Raw genomic sequence first — 19,641 nt, 5'->3', positions numbered from 1 at the left:
GCTCAGCGCGTCAGGCCGAGGTCGTAGGCGGTGATCACCGCCTGGATGCGGTCGCGGGCGCCGATCTTCGCCAGTACCCGGCCCACGTGCGTCTTCACCGTCGACTCCGAGAGCACCAGCCGCGACGCGATCTCGCCGTTCGTCCACCCCCGGCCGATGGCGACCAGGATCTCGCGCTCGCGCTCGGTCAGCGCCGCCCAGCGCGGGTCGTCCGGGGCGCCGCCGGACACCGTCGGCAGGTGGTGGGCGTACGCGTCGAGGAGACGCCGGGTCAGCGCCGGCGCGACGACCGCGTCTCCCCTGGCCACCGCGCGGATCCCGGCCAGGAGCTCCTCCGGGTGGGCGTCCTTGAGCAGGAATCCGCTCGCACCCGCCCGCAGCGCCGCGTGCGCGTACTCGTCGAGGTCGAACGTCGTCAGCACCAGCACCCTCGACCGGCCGCCGCCCGCGACGATGCGGCGGGTCGCTTCGATGCCGTCCATGCCCGGCATGCGGATGTCCATCAGGACCACGTCGGGACGCAGCTCGGCTGTGCGGCGCACCGCTTCCGCGCCGTGGGCCGCTTCGCCCACCACCTCCGTGCCGGGTGCCGCCTCCAGCAGCATGCGGAAGCCGAACCGCTGCAGGGCCTGGTCGTCCACGATGAGCACGCTGGTCACGCCGGGCTCCCCGGGAGCGGGGTGACGTCGAGGACCGCCTGCACGGCCCAGCCGCCGCCCGGGACCGGACCGGCGACGAGCGTGCCGCCGTAGAGGGCCGCGCGCTCCCTCATGCCGGTGAGCCCGTGCCCTTCGCCGTGGGACGGCCGGCGGCCGTCCGGCGGGCCGGTGTCCTGGACGCGGATGCGCAGCCGCGCGCCGTCGGCGGACAGCGTGACGTCGACGCGCGTGCCGGGACCGGCGTGCTTCAACGTGTTCGTGAGCGCCTCCTGGACGATCCGGTAGGCCATCAGCTGCACCCCGCGGTCCAGGGCTTCCAGCTCGCCGCCGGACCGGAGGACGACCTCCGGCCCGGCCGCGCGCAGCCGCCCGCACAGCGCGTCGATGTCGGCGATGCGGGGCTGCGGGTGCAGCTCCGGCGCAGCCGCCTGCTCGCGCAGGACACCCAGCATGCGCCGGAGCTCGCCCAGTGCCTGGCGTCCGGACTCCCCGACGAGCCGGAGCGCTTCCCGGCTCCGCTCGGGCGCCGCTTCGGCCGCGTACGCGCCGCCGTCGGCCAGGCTGATGATGACGGACAGGTTGTGGCCGATGATGTCGTGCATCTCCCGGGCCACCCGGGTGCGTTCGGTGGCGGTGGCCAGCCTGCTGCGCTGGTCGCGCTCGACCTCCAGCCGGGCCGCGCGCTCGCGCAGGGCGGCCAGCTGGGCCCGGCGGATCCGCACCGCCAGCCCCAGCGCGGCGGCCGCGACCGCCGTGCTGATCAGGAAGAACAGCGCGCCCCACACGGACACCACCGCGGAGACGCGCACCGCGACCGGGACGATGAGCCCGGCCACGGCCGCGCCCACCCAGGCCAGGTGCCGGACGCGGCCGTGCAGCGCCACGCTGTAGAGCGCGACGAGCAGGGCCACGTCGGCCCGCAGGAACGAGCCCAGCGACCACTGCAGCACGAACACCGCCGCGATCACGGCGAACGCCGCCGTCGGTGCCCGCCGCCGCGCCAGCAGGGGCAGCACCAGGCCGGCCTGCAGGGCCAGCGTCGCGGGCACCGGCAGCTGCGTGAACGTGATCGGCAGCGGGCCGTCGTCGCCGTCGTCGAACCGCACGAACTCCGGCACGCAGAACAGCAGGACGACCCCGGCCACCACGGCCGCGTCGAGGAGCCACGGGTGGGCCCGGTCCGTCCGCCGCAGCCGCTGCCTGATCCGGATCGCCTGGGTGAGCAGCGGGTGCCCCAGTGCGTCGCCGTTCACCTCGGTCACCTGTCCATGGTGGACGAAAACGCGGCTCAGCCGTCGGTCCGGACGAGCCGGTAGGCCGCGCCGGCCAGTGCGAGGGCCGTCCAGCCCAGGAACACGGCCAACCCCGCGGCCGGCGACAAGGACGTGCTGTCGTGGGTCAGGGCGTACATGGCCTGGCCCGCGTTGCTGGGCAGGTACGGCCCGATCTCGTCGTGCCAGCTCGCGGGCAGCAGCGACAGCAGGCCGGGGATCAGCATCAGCACCGCCACCAGCACCGAGATGCCGCCGGCGACCGACCGCAGCAGGGCACCGAGCGCGGCCCCGAGCACCCCGACCAGGCCGAGGTAGAGGCCCGCGCCCAGCAGGCTGCGCACCACGCCCGGCGACGACAGCGTGAGCGCCGCCGGTGTCCCGGCCACCACGCCGGAGACGATCACGAAGGTGACGAACACGCTTACGACGCCGACGACGAGGGCGACCACGCCGAACACCGCCGACTTCGCCCACAGCACCGGCAGGCGGCGCGGGACCGCGGCCAGCGTCGAGCGGATCATGCCGGTGGAGTACTCGCCCGCGGTCACCAGCACGCCGAGGACGCCCAGCGCCAGCTGCGCGAACGTCAGGCCGAACAGGGACAGGCTGACCGCGGTGGCGTTGGCGAAGTCGTCGTCGAGGTTCCCGCCGGTGGGCTGGGGCGAGTACTGCGCCGCGGCGATCAGGCCGACGGCCACCAGGAACACGCACCCGAGGCCGAGGGTGATCCACGTCGAGCGCAGCGACCACAGCTTCGACCACTCCGAACGCAGCACGCGGCGTCCGGTCACCCGGTAGGCGGGCCGTTCGACGAGTGTCACCGCGTTCATGCCGCCCTCCCGAGGGTTTCGACGCCGGTGCCGTGGTACTCGACGGCGTCCCTGGTCAGGTCCATGAAGGCCTGCTCGAGGGAGACGGCCCGGGCGGTGAGCTCGAACAGCGCGACGCCGTGCTCGGCGGCCTTCAGCCCGATCGCCCGCGCGGACAGGCCGGTCACCTGCAGCTGCTCGGAGCCCGCCTGGCCGGTGATCTCGACACCGGGACCGGCCAGGACCTCCCGCAGCCGCGCGGGGTCGGCAGTGGCCACCTGCACGGTGCCGCCGCCGGCTTCGCGGACCAGGTCGGCCACCGTGGTGTCGGCGAGCAGCCTGCCGCGGCCGACGATCACCAGGTGCTCGGCGACCAGCGCCATCTCGGACATCAGGTGCGAGGACACGAAGACCGTGCGCCCCTCGGCGGCGAGCTCGCCGAGCAGCGTGCGGATCCACAGGACGCCCTCGGGGTCGAGGCCGTTGACCGGCTCGTCGAGCAGCACCGTCGCCGGGTCGCCGAGCAGGGCGGCGGCGATGCCGAGGCGCTGGCCCATGCCGAGGGAGAACCCGCCGGCGCGCTTCTTCGCCACCGGCTGCAGCCCGGCCAGCTCGATCACCTCGTCGACCCGCCGCCGCGGGATGCCGTGCGTGTGGGCCTGCGCGAGCAGGTGGTCGAAGGCGGACCGGCCGGGGTGGATCGACTTCGCTTCCAGCAGCGCCCCGACCTCCTGCAGCGGGGCGCGGTGCCGGGCGTAGGGGCGGCCGTTGACGCGCACCGAGCCGCCGGTCGGGGCATCCAGCCCGAGGATCAGCCGCATGGTGGTGGACTTGCCGGCGCCGTTCGGGCCGAGGAAGCCGGTGACGGCGCCGGGCCGGACGGTGAAGTCCAGGTGGTCGACCGCGGTTTTCTCCCCGTACCGCTTGGTGAGCTGCAGTGCCTCGATCATCGTCGTTCCCCTGTGGTCGCGTGGGTCGTCTCCTCCTCACGCTAGGAGCGGGACCGGCGCGATCCGTGGTACCGGCGGGGGAATTCCGGCGGGCGGGTGGTACCGCGGTACCACCCGCTCCGGAGTGGACGGTGCCGACGGGACGAGAACGGTTACTGGTGCAGGTGCCGGGCCCAGTCGGCGGGCACGCGCCCGGCCGGCCCGGGAGCGGGCTGGTCGACCGGCCGGTGTTCGGGCGCGGCGAGTGCGGGCCCGGATTCGTAGAGCACTTCTTCGCCGTAGTCCCAGAACCACTCTTCGCCGGGCTCGAAGCTGCGCGCCAGCCGGTGCCCGCTGGCGGCGGCGTGGCCACTGGCGTGCCGGCCGGGCGAGGAATCGCAACAGCCGATGTGGCCGCACTCCGCACAGCGCCGGAGGTGGAACCACCAGCCTTGCGGATCGGCGGCGTCGCAGTCCGCACAACCCGTGCCACTGGGCGGCACGGAGGGATCTACGCCTTGCATGCGAACTCCTCTGCTCGGGTCCCGCCCACTTTAGGCGCGATGACGGAGGAGCCGCAGCGGCCTCAGGGGGTGCGTCGGCGCAGTGTCGCCGCACCCAGCAGCAAAGCCAGGACCACGCAGCCCGCGATGATGCCGATGTCGCGGACCAGCGTGCCGTCGACCTCGCCCGAGCGGGTCACCTGGGTGAGGGCGTCCACCGCGTAGGACAGCGGCAGGACGTCCGACACCGCGCTCAGCACCCAGCCCATCTCGCCGCGCGGCACGAACAGGCCGCACAGCAGGAACTGCGGCAGCACGAACACCGGCAGGAACTGGATGGCCTGGAACTCCGTACGGGCGAACGCGCTGACGAACAGGCCCAGCGCCGTGCCGAGCAGGGCGTCCAGGACCACGATGAGCAGCAGCACCCCGATCGAACCGGCGATGTCCAGGCCGAGCCACATCAGCGAGATGCCGGCCGCCACCACCACCTGCAGCACCGCCAGCAGGCCGAACGCCAGCGCGTAGCCGAGGATCAGGTCGAGCTTGCCGATCGGCAGCGTCATCAGGCGCTCGAGCGTGCCCGTCGTGCGCTCGCGCAACGTCGTCACCGACGTCAGCAGGAACATGATCGTGAACGGGAAGATGCCGAGCAACGCCGGGGCGACCGCGCTGAACCGCTGCTCCGAGTTCAGCACGAACCGCAGCAGGACCATCAGCACGCTGGGCACCGCGACCAGCAGCACCACCGTGCGCGGGTCGTGCCGCAGCTGGGTCAGGATCCGGCGGGTGGTGGCCGGCGCGCTCACCGCGCCGCCTCCGCGCGTCCCCTGATCAGGCGCAGGAACGCCTGCTCGAGGTCGGGGGCGCCGGTGCGCGCCCGCAGGGCCTCCGGCGTGCCGCGGGCGAGGAGCCTGCCGCGGTGCAGCAGCAGGAGGTCGTCGCACCGGGCCGCCTCGTCCATGACGTGGCTGGAGATCAGCAGGGTGACGCCGGTGGCCGCCAGGTCGTGGAACAGCCGCCACAGCTCGTCGCGCAGCTCGGGGTCGGAGCCGACCGTCGGCTCGTCCAGCACCAGCAGCTCGGGGGTGCCCAGCAGCGCCACCGCCAGGTTGGCCCGGCCGCGCTGGCCGCCGGACAGGCGGCCGACCAGGACGCGGGCCGAGGTGGTGAGTCCCGTCCGGGTGATCACCCGGTCCACGTCCGACGGTGGCGCGCCGAGCACCGCGGCGAAGTACCGCAGGGCCTCGGTCACCGTCAGGTCCGCGTAGATCGCCGGGTCCTGGGTCGCGTAGCCGATCCGCCGCCGCAGCCCGGGGCTGCCCGCGGGACGGCCGAGCACGTCCACCCGGCCCGACGCCACCAGCTGGACGCCCACGATCGAGCGCATCAGCGTGCTCTTGCCGCAGCCGTTGGGGCCCAGCAGGCCGGTCACCGTCCCGCGCCGCACGGTGAACCCGATGTCGCGCAGCACCTCTTCGCCACCGCGGTGGACCCGCAGGTCGGTCACGGCGATCGCCGGCTCGTCCACGGCGTCCTCCTTCCCGCCCCGGACCACTCATGGTGAGCGCCGGGACGGGCCGGGACAAGGCCCGGACGAGGACAGAAGAGCAGGCAGGTGCGCCGAGGGGGGAGGAGGCGCACCTGCCTGCCGGTCAAACGCTAGCGGAGAGTCCGGCGATCCGCCGATCGAAACCCCTCAGCCGCAGGTCTTCCCGTTGACCGCGAAGGCCGCCGGCGACGGGTTGCTGCCGGTGAAGCTGCCGTTGAACCCGATCGAGACCGACTTGCCGGGCGCGACCGACGCGTTCCACGGCATCGCCGTCGCGGTGACGTCCGCACCCGACTGCGCCCAGGTCGCCGACCAGCCCTGGGTCACCTTCTGGTTGCCGGGGAAGCCGAACTTGAGCGTCCACGTCGGCCACGTCGCCGTCCCGGTGTTGGTCACCGTGAGGTACGCGGTGAAGCCGCCGGTCCACGAGTTCGCCGTGTAGACCACCGCGCAGCCGCCGCCCGAGGCGTCCGGCAGGGTCGTGAACTGCGTCGACGCCGAGTCCGGGCCGGTCAGGCCGGCGCCGTTGCGGGCCACCACGACCAGGGTGTAGGCCGTCGAGGGCGACAGCCCGGTCAGGGTCGCGGACGTCCCGGTGACGGTGGCGAGGACCTTGCGGGCCGAGCCGGTGACGCTGACGACGTCGTAGTTCTTGATCCCGCTCTCCGCGTCCGAGGACGCCGCCCAGCTCACCGTGGCGCCGGAGGCGGACACCGCGGACACGGCGGGCTTGCCTGCCGCGGCCGGGGCGGTCGTGTCGACGGCGGACGGCGACTTCTCGGCCGTCCAGTTCGCCAGCCAGGCCAGCGCCGAGTTCCAGTTGATCGCGACCTCGTTCACCGAGTACGCCTGGATGTCGTCGACGAAGCAGCGCTGGGGCGCGCAGCCGGCGAGCAGCCGGGCCGCCGTCGGGTCCTGCAGGCCGCTGTTGGGCCCACCGGACAGCGCCCCGGGCGGCGCGATCGGCAGCGAGGGGTCCAGCTCGTGCGCCCAGAACCGGTGGTGCACGTTCTGCACCGCCTGGTCACCGTGGCCGGAGACGTAGGAGTAGTTCGCCGGGTTGCGGCCCAGCAGGTAGTCCATCGCCTGGAACGCGCCGTCGCGGTACTTGTCCAGCTTGGTGAAGTCGTACGCCAGTGCGAGCACCACGCCGTTGTTGGCCACCAGGCCGTTGGAGCCCCACTCGTAGGTGCCGTCGGCGGTCCGGTACGGCGCCGGGTAGCCCATGCCCGCCATCTGCGCGAGGTGGCTGTCGGCGGTGGTGGTGATGGCCGACTTGATCGCCGCGACGTCCGCCGCGGGCAGGTCGGTGGGCACCAGGGCGAGCGTGATGTCGCCGAGCGCGCCCGTCGAGCCCCAGTCGAAGCCGTGGGTGTTGAAGCTGACGCCGCGGTAGAGCGACGAGCCGGTGACGTCGGTGCGGTAGGCGCTCTTCCCCGTGGTCGCGAACAGCTCCGCGGCCGCCCAGTAGAACTCGTCGGTCACCGTGTTGTCGCTGTAGGTGCCGCCGCCGGTCCCGTCGTTCGGGTCGGCGCGCACGGCCGGGTTGGCCTTCGCCGCGGCGTAGGCCTTCTCCGACGCCGCGAGCAGCTTCGCGGAGTACGTGGGGTCGAGCGTCCGCCACAGCCGGGACGCCTGGGCGGCGACCGCGGCCATGTTCAGCGTGGCCGCCGTGCTCGGCGGGGAGAGCCGGCGCGGCTGGCTGTCCTGGTCGGGCCGGGTGGGCAGGGCGGTCCAGGCCGCGTCGTGGATCTTGTGGTGCACCATGCCCGCGTTCGGCTTGCCGTCGGGCACCTGCATGGAGAGCAGGAAGTCGACCTCCCAGCGGGCTTCGTCGAGGATGTCGGGGACGCCGTTGGCTCGCTCCGGGATGGCCAGCTTGCCGTCGCCCAGCGCGCTCGCGTCGCCGAGCTTCAGCGCGCGCTCGTACTCGTCGAGCAGCTCCCAGGTCGCGATGCCGCCGTTGACGACGTACTTGCCGTGGTCACCGGCGTCGTACCAGCCGCCGCGGACGTCGAGGGTGTAACCGCAGTTCAGGTCCGACCGGCAGGGGACGTTGTTGTCGCCCTGGTTCGGCGCGACGTTCACGTGGCCCGCGGGCCGCGCGTAGGTGGCCCCGACGTACTGGGCGTCGATCGCGATCCCGCTGCGCTGGTGGTAGAAGAACGCCAGGGCGTCGTAGCGCAGTTTCTTCAGCCCGTCGGCGGCGATGTCGAACGGGAAGCTCGTGTCCGAGCCGACGGCGAGGGTGTAGCCGGTGCCCGCGGTGTCGTAGGCCGAAAAGTCGATGTCGTGGACGTTCTCGCCGGAGGCGGCGTCGGCGCCGCGCGGGCGGGTCTGGCCGGTGGCCACCGCGGTGCCGGCCGCGTTGCGCAGCGTCCAGGTCACCGGGCTCGTCGAGCTGTTGATCACCGTGGCGTGCTTGGGCAGGCCGGGGGTGTAGCTCTCCTGGTTCACCCGGATGCCACTGGTCGGCGGCAGGCCGCCGGGCGGGATTACGCCGCCGACCAGCGAGATGTTGTCCAGGCAGACGGTGTTGTTCGCGGCCTGGCCGCCGAACCAGAAGGCCAGCTGGCCGTTGCCGGCGCCCGGGAAGTCCAATGTGGACGTGAAGGTGACGGTGAAGTGCTGCGTCGACGGCGTGACCGTCAGGTCGGTGCGGGAGATCTGCCGGTAGGGCGAGACCGCTTCGCCCGCGACGGCGGAGATCTGCTGGGTGGTCGTCGCGTGGGCGTCGAACTTCAGCGTGTACTGCTGCCCCGCCTCGAACGGGACGCCGTTCTGGCCGACCAGGGCGTCGTAGCCGTTGGCCGTGCCGCCGGTGACGTCGGTGCAGAACTCGCCGCCGGTGACGCGGCCGGTGGTCCCGGACCCGGCCCACCAGGGGTCGATCGTGCCACTGGCGAAGGTGCCGTTGAGGAGCCGCTCGTAGTCGGCGGCGGACGCGGGCACGGAACCCGCTGTCAGCCCGAGCGCCGTCACGGCCAGCAACACCAGTCCAGCCCGGAATCTTCTTACCCGCATTCGCCATCTCCTCGTCGTCGAGCTCGGCGGCAGTGGGAGCGCTCCCAGACAGGGGACTGTAATCACGCGGGTGCGGCTTTGGCAATGATCCGCGGAGGAGGCTGGACGCGGCAGGAACCTTCGTCTATACATACGTGGGCCACGGGTCGGCCACAGCGAAAACTTTCGGAAAGTTTCACCGCAGTCGGCGAAACCAAAAGTGTTAGCGCTAACTCTCGGTTCCCCCGTCCGGAAAGGGGCAACGATGCCCGCTCGAACCCGTTCACGGGTCCTGCACCTGCTCGCCGCGACGGCCGCCGCGCTGTCGTTGTCCACGGCCGTGCCGCCGGCCGCCGTCGCCGCCCCCGGGAGCCCGGCGGTGACCCCGCCACTGGGCTGGAACAGCTGGAACAGCTTCGGCTGCAACGTCTCCGAGTCCACCATCCACCAGGCCGCCGACGCGCTGGTCTCCTCCGGCATGCGCGACGCGGGCTACCAGTACGTCGTCGTCGACGACTGCTGGTTCGACCCGCAGCGCGACTCCCAGGGCAACCTGCGCGGCAGCGCGTCGAAGTTCCCCAGCGGCATGAAGGCCCTCGGCGACTACATCCACGCCCGCGGCCTGAAGTTCGGCATCTACCAGGTCCCCACCGACCGCACCTGCGCCCAGCGCGGCGGCACCTACCCCGGTTCGACCGGCAGCCAGGGCCACGAAGCCCAGGACGCCCGCACCTTCGCCTCCTGGGGCGTCGACTACCTCAAGTACGACTGGTGCTCCCCCGCCGGCACCCGCGACGAGCAGGTCAGCCGGTTCGGCCTGATGCGCGACGCGCTGCGCGGGACCGGGCGGCCGATCGTCTACAGCATCAACCCCAACAGCTACCACGCCATCACCGGCGACAAGTACGACTGGGGCCAGGTCGCCGACCTGTGGCGCACCACCGAAGACCTGCTCGACATCTGGCAGAACGGCAACACCAACAGCTACCCGATGGGCGTCGGCAACGTCCTCGACGTCACCGCGCCGCTGGCCGCGCAGGCCGGGCCCGGGCACTGGAACGACCCGGACATGCTCGTCGTCGGACGGCCCGGGCTGTCGCTGACCGAGTCCCGCGCCCACTTCGCCCTCTGGGCCCTGATGGCCGCGCCGCTGATGGCGGGCAACGACATCCGCTCGATGTCCGCGGACATCAGCGCGGTCCTGCGCAACCCGCGCCTGCTGGCGGTCGACCAGGACAGCCGGGGTGCCGGCGGCCGCCGGGTCCGCGACGACGGCAACACCGAGGTCTTCGCCAAGCCGCTGTCGGACGGGTCCGTCGCCGTCGGGCTGCTCAACCGCGGCAGCGGCACGACGACGATCAGCACCACCGCGGCGCAGATCGGGCTCGCCGGGTCGTCGTTCACCCTGACCGACCTGTGGACCGGCGGCACGTCGGCCACCAGCGGCACGATCAGCGCGAACGTGGCGGCCCACGACATCGCGGTCTACCGCGTCTCGGGCGGCACCCCGCTCGCGTCCACGACGTCGCGGCTGCGCGGCACCGGCTCGAACCGCTGCCTCGACGTCGACAACGCCTCGACCGTCTCCGGCGCGGGCACGCTGCTGTGGGACTGCCAGACCGCCGCCAACCAGCTCTGGACCACCTGGGACAACGGGGAAGTCCGCGTCTACGGCGACAAGTGCCTCGAGGGCGGTTCGAGCGGTGCGCAGGTGCTGAGCCGCTCGTGCACCGGACAGAACAACCAGAAGTGGACGTTCGGGGCGGACGGCACGGTGCGGAACGTCCAATCAGGACTGTGCCTCGACGCCGAGGGCGCGGCGACGGCCAACGGGACCCGGGCGATCCTGTGGTCCTGCAACGGCCAGGCGAACCAGAAGTGGAGCCGCGTCTGAGCCTCGCCAATCTATGAGACAGTTGACTCGCAGTGGCCGGCGTGCCAGCATGGCGTTCTGCGAGACAACTGTCTCATAGATGCCTGCGTGGAGGAGCTGGTCGTTGTCCCCGTGGTTGCTCGTCTACGGAATGCTGTCCGCCTACTGCCTGGCGGGCTGCCTGATGGAGCACTTCGCCGTCTTCGCCGGCTGGCCGGCCATCGGCAGGGGCGAGTTCCGGGCGGTCCAGACGAGCCAGGGGCACGGCAGCGGAATCGTCTACGTGGTCCCGAAGACCCTGCTGACGGCCTTGGTGGTGGTCGCGCTGGTGACGGGCACCATTCCGGCGTGGCCGCTCTGGGGCGGATTGGTGGCACTGGGCGCGTCCTGGCTTTCGTTCGCCGTGATCCAGCTGCCGATCCAGCTGCACATCCGGGAAACGGCCGAGCGCCCGGCCATCGTGCGGTTGGTGCGCACCGACTGGATCCGGGTGCTGGCGATGGTGGCGCACTTCGCTTTCGCAGTTGTCGCGATCGCCGTCGCGGGCTAGTCCCGCCAGGTCCCCACGCTGTCGACGAGCCGGCCGATGAAGGCGCCGGAAACCGGGCGGCGTTGCGTCGTCGCCCGGTAGACGATCGGGCCGACCAGCAAGGCCGTCAGGTCCGCCTGCTCGATCTCCGTGACCAGTTCGCCGGCCGCGATCGCCGTGCGGATGGCCGCGTGCAGGCGTCCTTCGATCGTCCGGACCGACGCCTCCTGCCGGTGCGCGGCTTCCGGGTCCGACAGCGCCGACTGCGCCAAGGTGAGCGCGACGGCGGCCACCGCGGGGATCGCCAGCTCGTCGGCCATCCGGCGCAGCTGGTCGCACAGCCACGGCCGCAGCGGTGGCTCCGGATCCTTGAACAGCGGCAGGTCCGCGCCGCCCATCGCGTCGAGCAGCAGCTGATCCGCGCGCGGCCAGTGCCGGTACACCGTGGCCCGGCCGACCCCCGCTTCCTCGGCGACCCGCCGGTGCGTGACGGCGTCGAGCCCTTCGCCCGCCAGCAACCTCCTTGCCGCGGCGACCATCGCCGCCCGGCTGCGGGCCGCGCGCGGGTCGGTCGAATAGCTCACCATCGCATCCTACGAGACCCGGCGCGCCAGGCCGGGTGCGTTGCCCGCTCACCTGACCGAGGGACACGACGGCCGTAACGTCCGGGCGATAACGGAGCGATAACGCGGGTACGGACCGCTCGACCACAGGAGAACTTTCGCGTGGAAACACCGTGCCGAGGCCCCATCGACGTCACCCGGGTCACCGGGTTCGACACCGGCACCGCCGACCCCGACGACCTTCGCCGCGCCGTGGCGGCGTCGCCCGGCTACGCCCGCGCCGCCGGCGAGCAGCGGGCAGCGGTGCTCGACATCGTGCTGCGGGTGGGGACCACACCCGTTCCGGAGCCGAGACGCCGCCGCGGGGTCGTCGCCCGGCTGCTCGGCCGCCGCTAGGCACGAAGACAGCCGCGACCGGATTCCGGTCGCGGCTGTCTTTTTGAACGGTTTTCGGTTGTGCGCCGGGTGGGACCGGCGCACCGGCTCATCCCCGGTGGCCGGATCCCACCCGTGCCGGCGTCGGCGCCGGGTCGGTGCGTGCCCGGAACGGGGAACCGGAGTGTGCAGCTCGCTCCCTGTTCCGGACACGCCGCACGACGACTGGCGCAGCGCCGGTTTCCGCGCCCCGGCCGGCTTCCGCACACACAACGGGCAGCCGCGGCGCGGGGACTCAGTGACCCTGGCTGGTGCCGCCGTCGGCGAGGCCGCCCGAGGCGCAGTTCTCCGGGTTCTCACCGCTGGCCTCGTGCTCGCCCGGCGACAGGATCGGCACGCCGATGCCGTTGAGGGAGTTCTGGATCGGCACCTGGACACCGAGCACGTTGATGTTGTTGTCGCACACGCCGACCACGGCGTTGACGTTGTGCAGCACGTCGGTGTTGTTCAGGTTGAGCAGGCCGAGCTGCCCGGTGTGGCCACCGTGGTGGTCGTGGTCGAAGGGCGTGTCGGCAGCCGCGACGCCGCCGGCCATGAATGCGCCGGCCGCCATCGCGGCCGTGACGAATCCCAGCTTCTTCAGCATTTGTTCTCCTCGTTTGACAGGTGCATCGGACAGGACGGCGGCGAGGGTGTGTTCTCCGTCCCGCGTGGGGAAAACGTACTGAAAGAATGGGAACTGTTCCACTTCGCGCCACCATCGGGTGTGCCCGGCAACCCGCTGACCGGGGCCGGATTGGCCCGATCGGGTCAGTGAGGTTCAGCACCGGAAATCCGATTCCGTGAAAGCGCGGCCGATTCGCACACTCGTTCAGGCAACAACCACCCGGAGAATCGCGACGGAAAGGCGGCGGACACCGTAGGGTCTGCAGGTACGGAAACCCGATCCCTTCGACCCCGGGAGCGGGTATCCGGCTGGTGAACCGGCGAGGCCTTGAACCCCAAGCCGAGCCCGCAGCCGGGCGACGCCCGTCCTCGCCGGTTCCCAGCGGTCAGCCGGCGTCGAGCAGGTGCTTGCACAGCACCGCGCGGACCGCGCGCTCGGCGTCCGCATCGGACAGTCCCGGCCCGGCCTCGCTCCCGGCGGCCACGACGACCGCGGCCACGTCGCGGAGCTTGACGTTGCTCAGCTGCGACACGGTGACCAGCACGCCGAACGCCTCGGCGGCGGTGCAGCCGCGCAGGAGCATCACCATCCCCTTGGCCTGCTCGATCACCGGCCGCGACGACAGTGCCTCGCGCAGCTGCGCGTTCTCGACCGCCGGGTCCACCGCACCGGCCACGGTCGCACTCCCTCGGCTCGTTTTCCACCCAGCGAAAAGCCGCCGCGCGGACAGTGTCCACGCGACGGCTTCCCACCGGCGGTCGGTCAGTGGCCCTGGGCCGTCCCGCCGTCCGAAATGGCCCCGCTGGCGCAGTTCGACGGCGAGTCGCCGTCGGCTTCGCTCGCGCCAGGCGATAGGATCGGGACGTCGATGCCCTGCGCGACTTCCTGCACCGGGACCTGCACGCCGAGCACGTTGACCGGGATTTCGCAGACGCCGCCGTCCAGGTTCACGTTGTGCAGTGCGTCGATGCTCTGCACGTTGGCCAGGCCGTACTGCTCGCTCTGGTCGCCGGGGTGGCCGTCGACCGTCACGGTGGTCGCGGAGGCCGAGCCGCCGAAGGCGGCCAGACCGGCGGCCAGCGCGGTCGCGACGAATCCGAGCTGCTTGATCACGAGAAAGAACTCCTCAACTGCCCGCCCCGTCCGGGGCGGCGCACCACGGCGCAAACCGGTGCCGCGCCATTTTCGGAAATCGATTCTTCCCGCTGCCGCGGAAAGTGTCAGTCGCCCTGGCTGGTGCCGCCGTCGGCGAGCCCGCTGGAGGCGCAGTTGTACGGCGTCTCACCCTCGGCCTCGCTCGCGCCCGGCGACAGGATCGGCACGCCGATGCCGTTGAGCGACTCCTGGACCGGCACCTGAACGCCGAGCACGTTGATGTTGTTGTGGCACAGCCCGAGCGTGCCCTGCACGTTGTGCAGCGCGTCGGTGTTGTTCAGGTTCACCAGGCCGACCTGACCGGTGTGGTCGTAGCCGTGGTGGCCCAGCTCCTCGTCCGGCGTCCCGGCGGCCGCGATCCCGCCGGTCACGAACGCACCGGCCGCCATCGCGGCGGCGACGAAGCCGATTTTCTTCAGCATGAATTCTCCTCGACAAGACAATTGCTGGAGTGGCAATCAAGGCATTGTTCGGCCTTGGTGGGAAAAACGTACTGACGGCCCGCCGCGCGTTCCAGCCGATTCACCGATCGTGTGGGGTGCGCAAACCCCTGACCGGGGTTCGTATAGCTCGAACGGGTGGCTCACCCGGAGATCGCCGCCGTTCCCCGGTTGCCTATCGCCGGCGCACACCGAACTATTACTACGCAACGTGTTCTGCCCCTCGGAACACTGCGATGCGTCACGCTTTGGGGTTGCCCCCGGAGCGCAGATTCGTCTCGGAGCGTGACGAATTCCGGAACCCCATCCTTCGAAAGTGAAGCCACTTCCGCGTTCCTACGCTTTGCCGGGTCACCCGGGTACGCGGTGCGGCACGTGGAGGAGTGGTTCGTGGTGGATTACGCGGTGCTCGTGGCTTCCGCGGTGCTCTACGCGGTCGGGATCGTCGCGCAGAGCATCGCCGCGCGGCGGGCCGGAAACCGGCCGGGCGCGGGGCTGGGGCTGCTGGCGCGGCTCGCGGCCGACCGCCTGTACCTGCTGGGGTTCGCCGGTCAGGCCGGTGGTTTCGCGCTCGCCTTCTTCGCGCGCGCTTCCCTGCCGCTGTACCTGGTCCAGACCGCGTCGTCGTCGGCCATCGGGCTGGCCACGGCGTTCGGCGTGCTCGTGCTCGGGTGGCGGATCCGCACCGCGGAAGCGATGACGCTGGTGCTGCTGGCTTCCGGGCTGATCGTGCTCGCCGGTTCGTCGTCGGCCTCGGTCGCCACGGACCTGCCGCCTGCCGGGGTGCTCGCGCTGGTGGCCGTGGTGGTCGCGACCGGGCTGGCCATGATCCCGGCGGGCCGGGCGGCGACGTTCCTGCCGGCCGCGGTCCTGTCCGGGGTGGCGTTCGCCGTCGTGGCGGTGGCCAGCCGGACGCTCGCCCACCTCGAGCTCGCGTCCCTGCCCCTCCAGCCGCTGACCTGGCTGATGCTCGTGGCCGCCGTGCTCGGCCAGGCTTCGATGGCTTCGGCCCTGCAGCGCGGGCCGGCCGCCGCAGTGGTGGCCACCGCCGACGCGACCACGATCGTGCTGGCGTCGGTCACCGGCATCGCCGCCCTCGGCGACCACGTCGTCGCCGGGCACGGGCCGTGGGTGGCCACCGGGCTCGCCGTGGTCGTGTGCGGTGTCCTGCTGCTCGGCGTGCAGTCGCGCGCGGGCGCGCCCGCTCTCGCCGGGGAGGCCGCGTGACGCCGCGGCCGCTCGCGAGCGTCTCGGTCGACCTCGACAACCTGTGGGCCTACCTCAAAACCCACGGCGACCCGGGCTGGCGGGACCGGCCCAGCTTCCTGCCGTCCGCGGTGCCGCGGCTGCTGGAGATCCTCGGCGAGCAGGGGCTGACGACGACGGTCTTCGTCGTGGGTGCCGACGTCGTGCGCGAAGACGGCGCCAAGGCGGTCGCCGAGATCGCCGCCGCCGGTCACGAGGTGGCCAACCACTCCTTCGGCCACGAACCCTGGCTGCACCGCTATTCCCGCGACCGGCTCGAGGACGAGCTGAGCCGGACCGAGGCCGCGATCGCCGCCGCGGGCGCGCCCCGGCCGACCGGCTTCCGCGGCCCGGGTTACAGCGTCACGCGGGATCTGATCGAGCTGCTCGCCGAGCGCGGTTACGCCTACGACGCCAGCACGCTGCCGACGTGGATCGGCCCGCTGGCCCGTGCGTACCACAACCGCACGGCGAAGAGCGTCGACGAAGGGGCGGGCGAGCTGTTCGGCGGCGTCTCGCGGGTGCTGGCGCCGGTGCACGCCTACCGCTGGCAGACGTGCACCGGCAGCGCGCTGGTGGAGCTCCCGGTGACGACGATGCCGTTGCTGCGCACGCCGATCCACGGCTCGTACCTGCTCCAGCTGCTGGCGGTCTCGCCGCGGCTGGCCCGCGGGTACTTCCGGGCGGCACTGCGGCTCTGCCGCGCCCGCGGGGTGGCGCCGTCGCTGCTGCTGCACCCCACCGACGTCCTCGGCGCCGCCGACGCGCCCGGGATGGAGTTCTTCCCCGGGATGGCCGCGCCGGGCGCGCGGAAGGTGGCCTGGCTCGGCTGGGTGCTTTCCGCGCTGCGGGAGCACTTCGACGTCGTCGGCACCGGCGAGTTCGTCAGCCGCACGAGCGTGCGGCGGACCCGGCCGGTGACCAGGTTGGACATCGGGAGATGACGACGATCACGGTCGTCAGGCCCTCAGCACGCGAAGCCCGTGAGACAACGGCGCTGCGGGTCCTCGCGTGCGCGACCGTCGCTCTGGCGCCGGTCGAGGGCTACCTGACGGCCGTGCAGAGCCAGCTCGGCAAGGCCGCGCCCGCGCTGCTCACCGTGGTCTGGCTCGCCGTGCGGATCCGACGGCGGCAGCCGCCGCGCCCGGCGCCGTTGCCCGCCGTCCTCGCGCTCCTCGCCGTGGTGCTGGCGGTGACGGCGTCCGTGCACGCGGCCGGCGAGTTCACCGCCGAATACACCGTGCGGTGGCTGCCTTTCCTGGTGGTCACCGCGGCGCTCGCGGACGTCGCGAGCCGTGAGGTGCCGATCCGGTGGCTGCTGCTGGCCGCGGCGGCGGGCGCGACCGTCGCCGGGGCCGGTGCTCTCTTCAGCCTCGTCGCCGAGGGCGAAGCCCGCGCGAGCGGACCGCAGCCGGACCCGAACGACCTGGCCTACTTCCTCGTCGCGGCGGTCCCGCTGCTCGCCGCGGTGCACCGCCGCGGCCGCGGGTTCCCGCTGACCGTCGCGGGCATCGTCCTGGTGGCCGGGGCGACCGCGACGTTCTCCCGCGGCGGCGGGCTCGGGCTGGCCGCCGCGGTCGGCTGGCTGCTGCTGCGCCGGGTGGTGCCGTGGCGGGTGCTGGCCGCGGTGGCCGTGGCGGTGGCCGGCCTGGCTCTGGGTGCCCTGCTGTTCGCCGGGCCGCAGCTGGACCGGGCGCTGCAGGAGAAGAGCTTCATCGCGGCGACCAATGTGGACACCCGCGAGCTGCGCTGGCAGGCGGCGGCCCGGATGCTGACCGGCCACCCGGTGCTCGGCGTCGGCCCCGGCGGGTTCCGCGAGCACTACGCCGCCGAGTCGCACAACGCCGAGGTCGACGAGCAGACACCGGTGGCGCACAACATGTACCTCGAGGTCGCCGCCGAGCTCGGCCTGCCCGGGTTCGCGCTGTTCGCCGGGGTGGTCGGCGTCGCCGCGGTGGCGAGCGAGCGGACCGTCCGGCTGGCCGGGCCGGGACCGCGGCGGACGGAAGCGGTCGCGATCCAGGCGTCGCTGCTCGCCGTGCTGGTCACCTCGACGTTCCTGTCGGAGCAGTACTACCTGCCGTTGTGGTCGCTGGCCGCGCTCGCCGCCGCGGCCGAAGCCCGGGTTCGAGAAGGAGAGGGAAGCGCCGATGCGGGTGCTGCACGTGATCAGTGAAATGGGGGCGGGCGGGGCGGAAACGCTCGTGGCCGGCCTGGTGACCCGCGGCGAGGAGTACGGCTGGGTGTCCGCCGTCGCCAGCGGCGGCGGCTTCCGCGCCGACGAACTGGCCGCGGGCGGCACGCCGACGTTCCCCGTGCCGCTCGCCCGCCGCAGCAAGGCGGGGGTGCTGAAGGCGGCGTGGGCGACCCGCCGGGCGGTGTCGCGGTTCCGGCCCGATGTCGTGCTGGCCCACAACGTCGGCGCGAGCCTGGTGACGCGCTTGGCCGGACGGCGGCCGATCACCGTCTTCCACGGCGTCGCCGACGACGAATACCCGGCCGCGGCCCGGATCCTGCGCCGGACGTCCGGCCGGGTCGTCGCGGTTTCGACGGCCGCCGCGGACCGGCTGGCGGCGTCGGGGCTGACGCGGCCGGTGGTGCTCCGCAACGCGGTGTTCCCGCGGCCGCCGGTGTTCGGCCGCGCGGAGATCCGCGCGTCACTCGGGGTGCCGGAGACGACGCCGGTCGCGCTGTGCCTGGCCCGGCTCGAACCGCAGAAGCGCCACGACGTGCTGCTGGACGCGTGGGCGGCGGTCGGCGGCGACGCCGTGCTGTGGCTGGCCGGCGACGGCAGCCTGCGGCCGGAGCTGGAGCGCCGGGCGCAGGCACTGGGCCGCCGGGTGGAGTTCCTCGGGACCCGCACGGACGTGCCGGACCTGCTCGCCGCGGCCGACGTCACCGTGCTGACCAGCGACTGGGAGGGCCTGCCGCTGGCGGTCCTGGAGTCGATGGCGGCCGGGCGGCCGGTGGTCGCGACGGACGTCGGCGGGATCGGCGGGGTGCTGTCCGGTGGCGGCGGGATCGTGGTGCCGCCCGGGGACCCGGCCGCGACGACCGCGGCCCTCGACCGCCTGCTGTTCGACCCGGCGGCGCGGGAAACCGCGGCGGCCGAAGGAATCCGGGCCGTCGAACGCGACTACGACCCGCACACGCTGATGAAGTCCTACGACGAGCTGCTCCGAGGTGCCCGATGAAGTCCCGCGATGTCGGTCTGAGCGTCGTCGTGGCGCTGCTGGTGGGGTTGCTGGTGCTGCTGGCCGGCTTGACGCGCGGCCCGGAGTACCAGGGCCGGGTCAGCCTGCTCGCCGGGCCCGCCGGGCCGGAGGGTGCTCCGTACGGCGAAGTCGTTTCGCTGGCGTTGCCCGCGTTGGTCGAGCTGGCCCGCAGCCCGTCGGTGCTGCAGGCGGCGGCGCCGGTGTCCGGGTACCGCCCGGACGAGCTGGCCGGGCACGTGTCGGTCGAGCTGGTCCCGGCCTCCGGCCTCGCCCGGCTGTCGGTGCGCGCGCCCTCGGCGGAGCAGGCGGGTGCGGCGGCGATGGCGCTGGGCAAGGCGATGATCGATGCCGACCTGCTCGCCCCGGCCGCGAAGCTGCGGACGCTGGACTCGCGGCCGGAGGTGATCACGATCGCGCCGGACGTGCCGCTGGTGGGCGGCCTGGCCCTGGTCGGCGCGGTCGCGGCCGGCCTGGCGACGGCGGCCCTGCGCCGGTTGACCCCGTTCGGTGCCGGCCCCGGCCCGGTCCGCCGCGCACTGGCGGCGGCGGGGGTTCGCCGCCCGGTGGCGGTGCTGCGGGAGGAGGACCCGGCGACCCCGGACCGGCTGGCGGTGCTGTGCCGCGCGGCCGGACGCCCGGTCCGGGTGCTCCCGGCGGCACCGGAGCTGACCGAGACGGCGGCCAAGCTGGCGGCCGGCCTCCCGGAGGAGCACGGCGAAGGCGCTTCGGTGGTGGCGGTGACGCAGGGCGGCCGGGACCAGGCCGGCCTGACGGCGACGGTGGGCGTGCTGCCCGCCGACGCGGTGCTGGTGGCGGTGGTGCAGGCATGAGCTCCAGACCGCCCACGGCC

The 19,641-nt window shown here is 72.9% G+C and carries 21 protein-coding genes; 8 read left to right on the top strand and 13 right to left on the bottom strand.

Features of this window, described 5'->3' with window-relative positions; genetic code table 11:
• Nucleotides 1-2: 2 nt before the first annotated feature.
• The 8 genes from HUT10_RS37600 to HUT10_RS37565 all read right to left on the bottom strand — a co-directional run bounded on the left by HUT10_RS37600 (nucleotide 3) and on the right by HUT10_RS37565 (nucleotide 8,750).
• Nucleotides 3-659: a response regulator transcription factor gene (locus HUT10_RS37600; RefSeq protein ID WP_176175527.1), complete on the bottom strand. Its 657-nt coding sequence runs from the start codon at nucleotides 657-659 to the stop codon at nucleotides 3-5.
• Nucleotides 656-1,921, bottom strand: coding sequence for a sensor histidine kinase (locus tag HUT10_RS37595; protein ID WP_176175526.1), 1,266 nt, complete (start codon nucleotides 1,919-1,921; stop codon nucleotides 656-658). Before HUT10_RS37595 ends, HUT10_RS37600 begins: the two co-directional genes overlap by 4 nt.
• Nucleotides 1,922-1,947: 26 nt before the next feature.
• On the bottom strand, nucleotides 1,948-2,763 hold the full coding sequence (locus tag HUT10_RS37590; protein ID WP_176175525.1) for an ABC transporter permease: 816 nt from the start codon (nucleotides 2,761-2,763) through the stop codon (nucleotides 1,948-1,950).
• Nucleotides 2,760-3,692, bottom strand: coding sequence for an ABC transporter ATP-binding protein (locus tag HUT10_RS37585; protein WP_176175524.1), 933 nt, complete (start codon nucleotides 3,690-3,692; stop codon nucleotides 2,760-2,762). The genes HUT10_RS37590 and HUT10_RS37585 overlap by 4 nt, the downstream gene beginning before the upstream one ends.
• A gap of 152 nt (nucleotides 3,693-3,844) precedes the next feature.
• A complete protein-coding gene (locus HUT10_RS37580) occupies nucleotides 3,845-4,195 on the bottom strand; it encodes a UBP-type zinc finger domain-containing protein (RefSeq protein ID WP_176175523.1) in 351 nt (116 codons plus the stop codon).
• A 62-nt stretch (nucleotides 4,196-4,257) separates the two neighbouring features.
• Nucleotides 4,258-4,983 (bottom strand): ABC transporter permease, encoded by a 726-nt coding sequence (locus HUT10_RS37575; RefSeq protein ID WP_176175522.1) that lies wholly within the window; start codon nucleotides 4,981-4,983, stop codon nucleotides 4,258-4,260.
• Nucleotides 4,980-5,705 (bottom strand): ABC transporter ATP-binding protein, encoded by a 726-nt coding sequence (locus tag HUT10_RS37570; protein ID WP_176175521.1) that lies wholly within the window; start codon nucleotides 5,703-5,705, stop codon nucleotides 4,980-4,982. The genes HUT10_RS37575 and HUT10_RS37570 overlap by 4 nt, the downstream gene beginning before the upstream one ends.
• A gap of 168 nt (nucleotides 5,706-5,873) precedes the next feature.
• Nucleotides 5,874-8,750: a glycoside hydrolase family 9 protein gene (locus HUT10_RS37565; protein ID WP_176175520.1), complete on the bottom strand. Its 2,877-nt coding sequence runs from the start codon at nucleotides 8,748-8,750 to the stop codon at nucleotides 5,874-5,876.
• 244 nt (nucleotides 8,751-8,994) lie between these two features.
• Between HUT10_RS37565 and HUT10_RS37560 the strand changes: the two genes are divergently transcribed.
• Together HUT10_RS37560 and HUT10_RS37555 are read left to right on the top strand one after the other, a co-directional pair.
• Entirely contained in the window at nucleotides 8,995-10,623 is a 1,629-nt protein-coding gene (locus tag HUT10_RS37560; RefSeq protein ID WP_176175519.1) for a ricin-type beta-trefoil lectin domain protein, read from the top strand.
• Nucleotides 10,624-10,726: 103 nt separating this feature from the next.
• The gene (locus tag HUT10_RS37555; protein ID WP_254897208.1) at nucleotides 10,727-11,152 is read left to right on the top strand and encodes a hypothetical protein; all 426 of its coding nucleotides are present in this window, start codon (nucleotides 10,727-10,729) and stop codon (nucleotides 11,150-11,152) included.
• Here the strand turns inward: HUT10_RS37555 and HUT10_RS37550 are convergent.
• Nucleotides 11,149-11,715 (bottom strand): TetR/AcrR family transcriptional regulator, encoded by a 567-nt coding sequence (locus HUT10_RS37550; RefSeq protein ID WP_254897207.1) that lies wholly within the window; start codon nucleotides 11,713-11,715, stop codon nucleotides 11,149-11,151. The two genes, HUT10_RS37555 and HUT10_RS37550, sit on opposite strands and share 4 nt — an antisense overlap.
• Nucleotides 11,716-11,856: 141 nt before the next feature.
• Here HUT10_RS37550 and HUT10_RS37545 point away from each other — a divergent pair, with 141 nt between their 5' ends.
• Nucleotides 11,857-12,090: a hypothetical protein gene (locus HUT10_RS37545; protein ID WP_176175518.1), complete on the top strand. Its 234-nt coding sequence runs from the start codon at nucleotides 11,857-11,859 to the stop codon at nucleotides 12,088-12,090.
• 274 nt (nucleotides 12,091-12,364) lie between these two features.
• Here the strand turns inward: HUT10_RS37545 and HUT10_RS37540 are convergent, their stop codons facing one another.
• From HUT10_RS37540 to HUT10_RS37525, 4 genes are all read right to left on the bottom strand, one after another.
• Nucleotides 12,365-12,715, bottom strand: a complete 351-nt coding sequence (locus HUT10_RS37540) for a hypothetical protein (RefSeq protein ID WP_176175517.1) — start codon at nucleotides 12,713-12,715, stop codon at nucleotides 12,365-12,367.
• A 406-nt stretch (nucleotides 12,716-13,121) separates the two neighbouring features.
• A complete protein-coding gene (locus HUT10_RS37535) occupies nucleotides 13,122-13,412 on the bottom strand; it encodes an ANTAR domain-containing protein (protein ID WP_254897206.1) in 291 nt (96 codons plus the stop codon).
• 86 nt (nucleotides 13,413-13,498) lie between these two features.
• Nucleotides 13,499-13,849 carry a hypothetical protein gene (locus HUT10_RS37530; protein WP_176175516.1) on the bottom strand — a complete coding sequence of 117 codons (351 nt, stop codon included), beginning with the start codon at nucleotides 13,847-13,849 and terminating at the stop codon, nucleotides 13,499-13,501.
• 107 nt (nucleotides 13,850-13,956) lie between these two features.
• Nucleotides 13,957-14,313, bottom strand: coding sequence for a hypothetical protein (locus HUT10_RS37525; protein WP_176175515.1), 357 nt, complete (start codon nucleotides 14,311-14,313; stop codon nucleotides 13,957-13,959).
• 393 nt (nucleotides 14,314-14,706) lie between these two features.
• Here HUT10_RS37525 and HUT10_RS37520 point away from each other — a divergent pair, with 393 nt between their 5' ends.
• Genes HUT10_RS37520 through HUT10_RS37500 form a run of 5 tightly spaced genes read left to right on the top strand, consistent with a single transcriptional unit; the run spans nucleotide 14,707 to nucleotide 19,621 of the window.
• A complete protein-coding gene (locus HUT10_RS37520; RefSeq protein ID WP_254897205.1) occupies nucleotides 14,707-15,558 on the top strand; it encodes a hypothetical protein in 852 nt (283 codons plus the stop codon).
• Nucleotides 15,555-16,520 (top strand): polysaccharide deacetylase family protein, encoded by a 966-nt coding sequence (locus HUT10_RS37515; protein WP_176175514.1) that lies wholly within the window; start codon nucleotides 15,555-15,557, stop codon nucleotides 16,518-16,520. The genes HUT10_RS37520 and HUT10_RS37515 overlap by 4 nt, the downstream gene beginning before the upstream one ends.
• Nucleotides 16,517-17,752, top strand: a complete 1,236-nt coding sequence (locus HUT10_RS37510; RefSeq protein ID WP_176175513.1) for an O-antigen ligase — start codon at nucleotides 16,517-16,519, stop codon at nucleotides 17,750-17,752. Before HUT10_RS37515 ends, HUT10_RS37510 begins: the two co-directional genes overlap by 4 nt.
• Nucleotides 17,727-18,770: a glycosyltransferase gene (locus HUT10_RS37505; RefSeq protein ID WP_254897204.1), complete on the top strand. Its 1,044-nt coding sequence runs from the start codon at nucleotides 17,727-17,729 to the stop codon at nucleotides 18,768-18,770. The genes HUT10_RS37510 and HUT10_RS37505 overlap by 26 nt, the downstream gene beginning before the upstream one ends.
• Nucleotides 18,767-19,621, top strand: coding sequence for a hypothetical protein (locus HUT10_RS37500; RefSeq protein ID WP_176175512.1), 855 nt, complete (start codon nucleotides 18,767-18,769; stop codon nucleotides 19,619-19,621). The genes HUT10_RS37505 and HUT10_RS37500 overlap by 4 nt, the downstream gene beginning before the upstream one ends.
• Nucleotides 19,622-19,641: the final 20 nt, after the last annotated feature.

The sequence above is a fragment of the Amycolatopsis sp. Hca4 genome (genome assembly GCF_013364075.1).
Classification (GTDB): domain Bacteria; phylum Actinomycetota; class Actinomycetes; order Mycobacteriales; family Pseudonocardiaceae; genus Amycolatopsis.
The sequence above is the reverse complement of the archived record's forward strand: the minus strand, read 5'-3'. Positions and strand labels throughout refer to the sequence as shown.

Bases quoted from the DNA above. Each gene is read 5' to 3' on its own strand.
- HUT10_RS37525 (WP_176175515.1), bottom strand. From the start codon at position 14,313: ATGCTGAAGAAAATCGGCTTCGTCGCCGCCGCGATGGCGGCCGGTGCG.
- HUT10_RS37585 (WP_176175524.1), bottom strand. From the start codon at position 3,692: ATGATCGAGGCACTGCAGCTCACCAAGCGGTACGGGGAGAAAACCGCG.
- HUT10_RS37500 (WP_176175512.1), top strand. From the start codon at position 18,767: ATGAAGTCCCGCGATGTCGGTCTGAGCGTCGTCGTGGCGCTGCTGGTG.
- HUT10_RS37580 (WP_176175523.1), bottom strand. From the start codon at position 4,195: ATGCAAGGCGTAGATCCCTCCGTGCCGCCCAGTGGCACGGGTTGTGCG.
- HUT10_RS37505 (WP_254897204.1), top strand. From the start codon at position 17,727: ATGCGGGTGCTGCACGTGATCAGTGAAATGGGGGCGGGCGGGGCGGAA.
- HUT10_RS37560 (WP_176175519.1), top strand. From the start codon at position 8,995: ATGCCCGCTCGAACCCGTTCACGGGTCCTGCACCTGCTCGCCGCGACG.
- HUT10_RS37590 (WP_176175525.1), bottom strand. From the start codon at position 2,763: ATGAACGCGGTGACACTCGTCGAACGGCCCGCCTACCGGGTGACCGGA.
- HUT10_RS37540 (WP_176175517.1), bottom strand. From the start codon at position 12,715: ATGCTGAAGAAGCTGGGATTCGTCACGGCCGCGATGGCGGCCGGCGCA.
- HUT10_RS37510 (WP_176175513.1), top strand. From the start codon at position 16,517: ATGACGACGATCACGGTCGTCAGGCCCTCAGCACGCGAAGCCCGTGAG.
- HUT10_RS37565 (WP_176175520.1), bottom strand. From the start codon at position 8,750: ATGCGGGTAAGAAGATTCCGGGCTGGACTGGTGTTGCTGGCCGTGACG.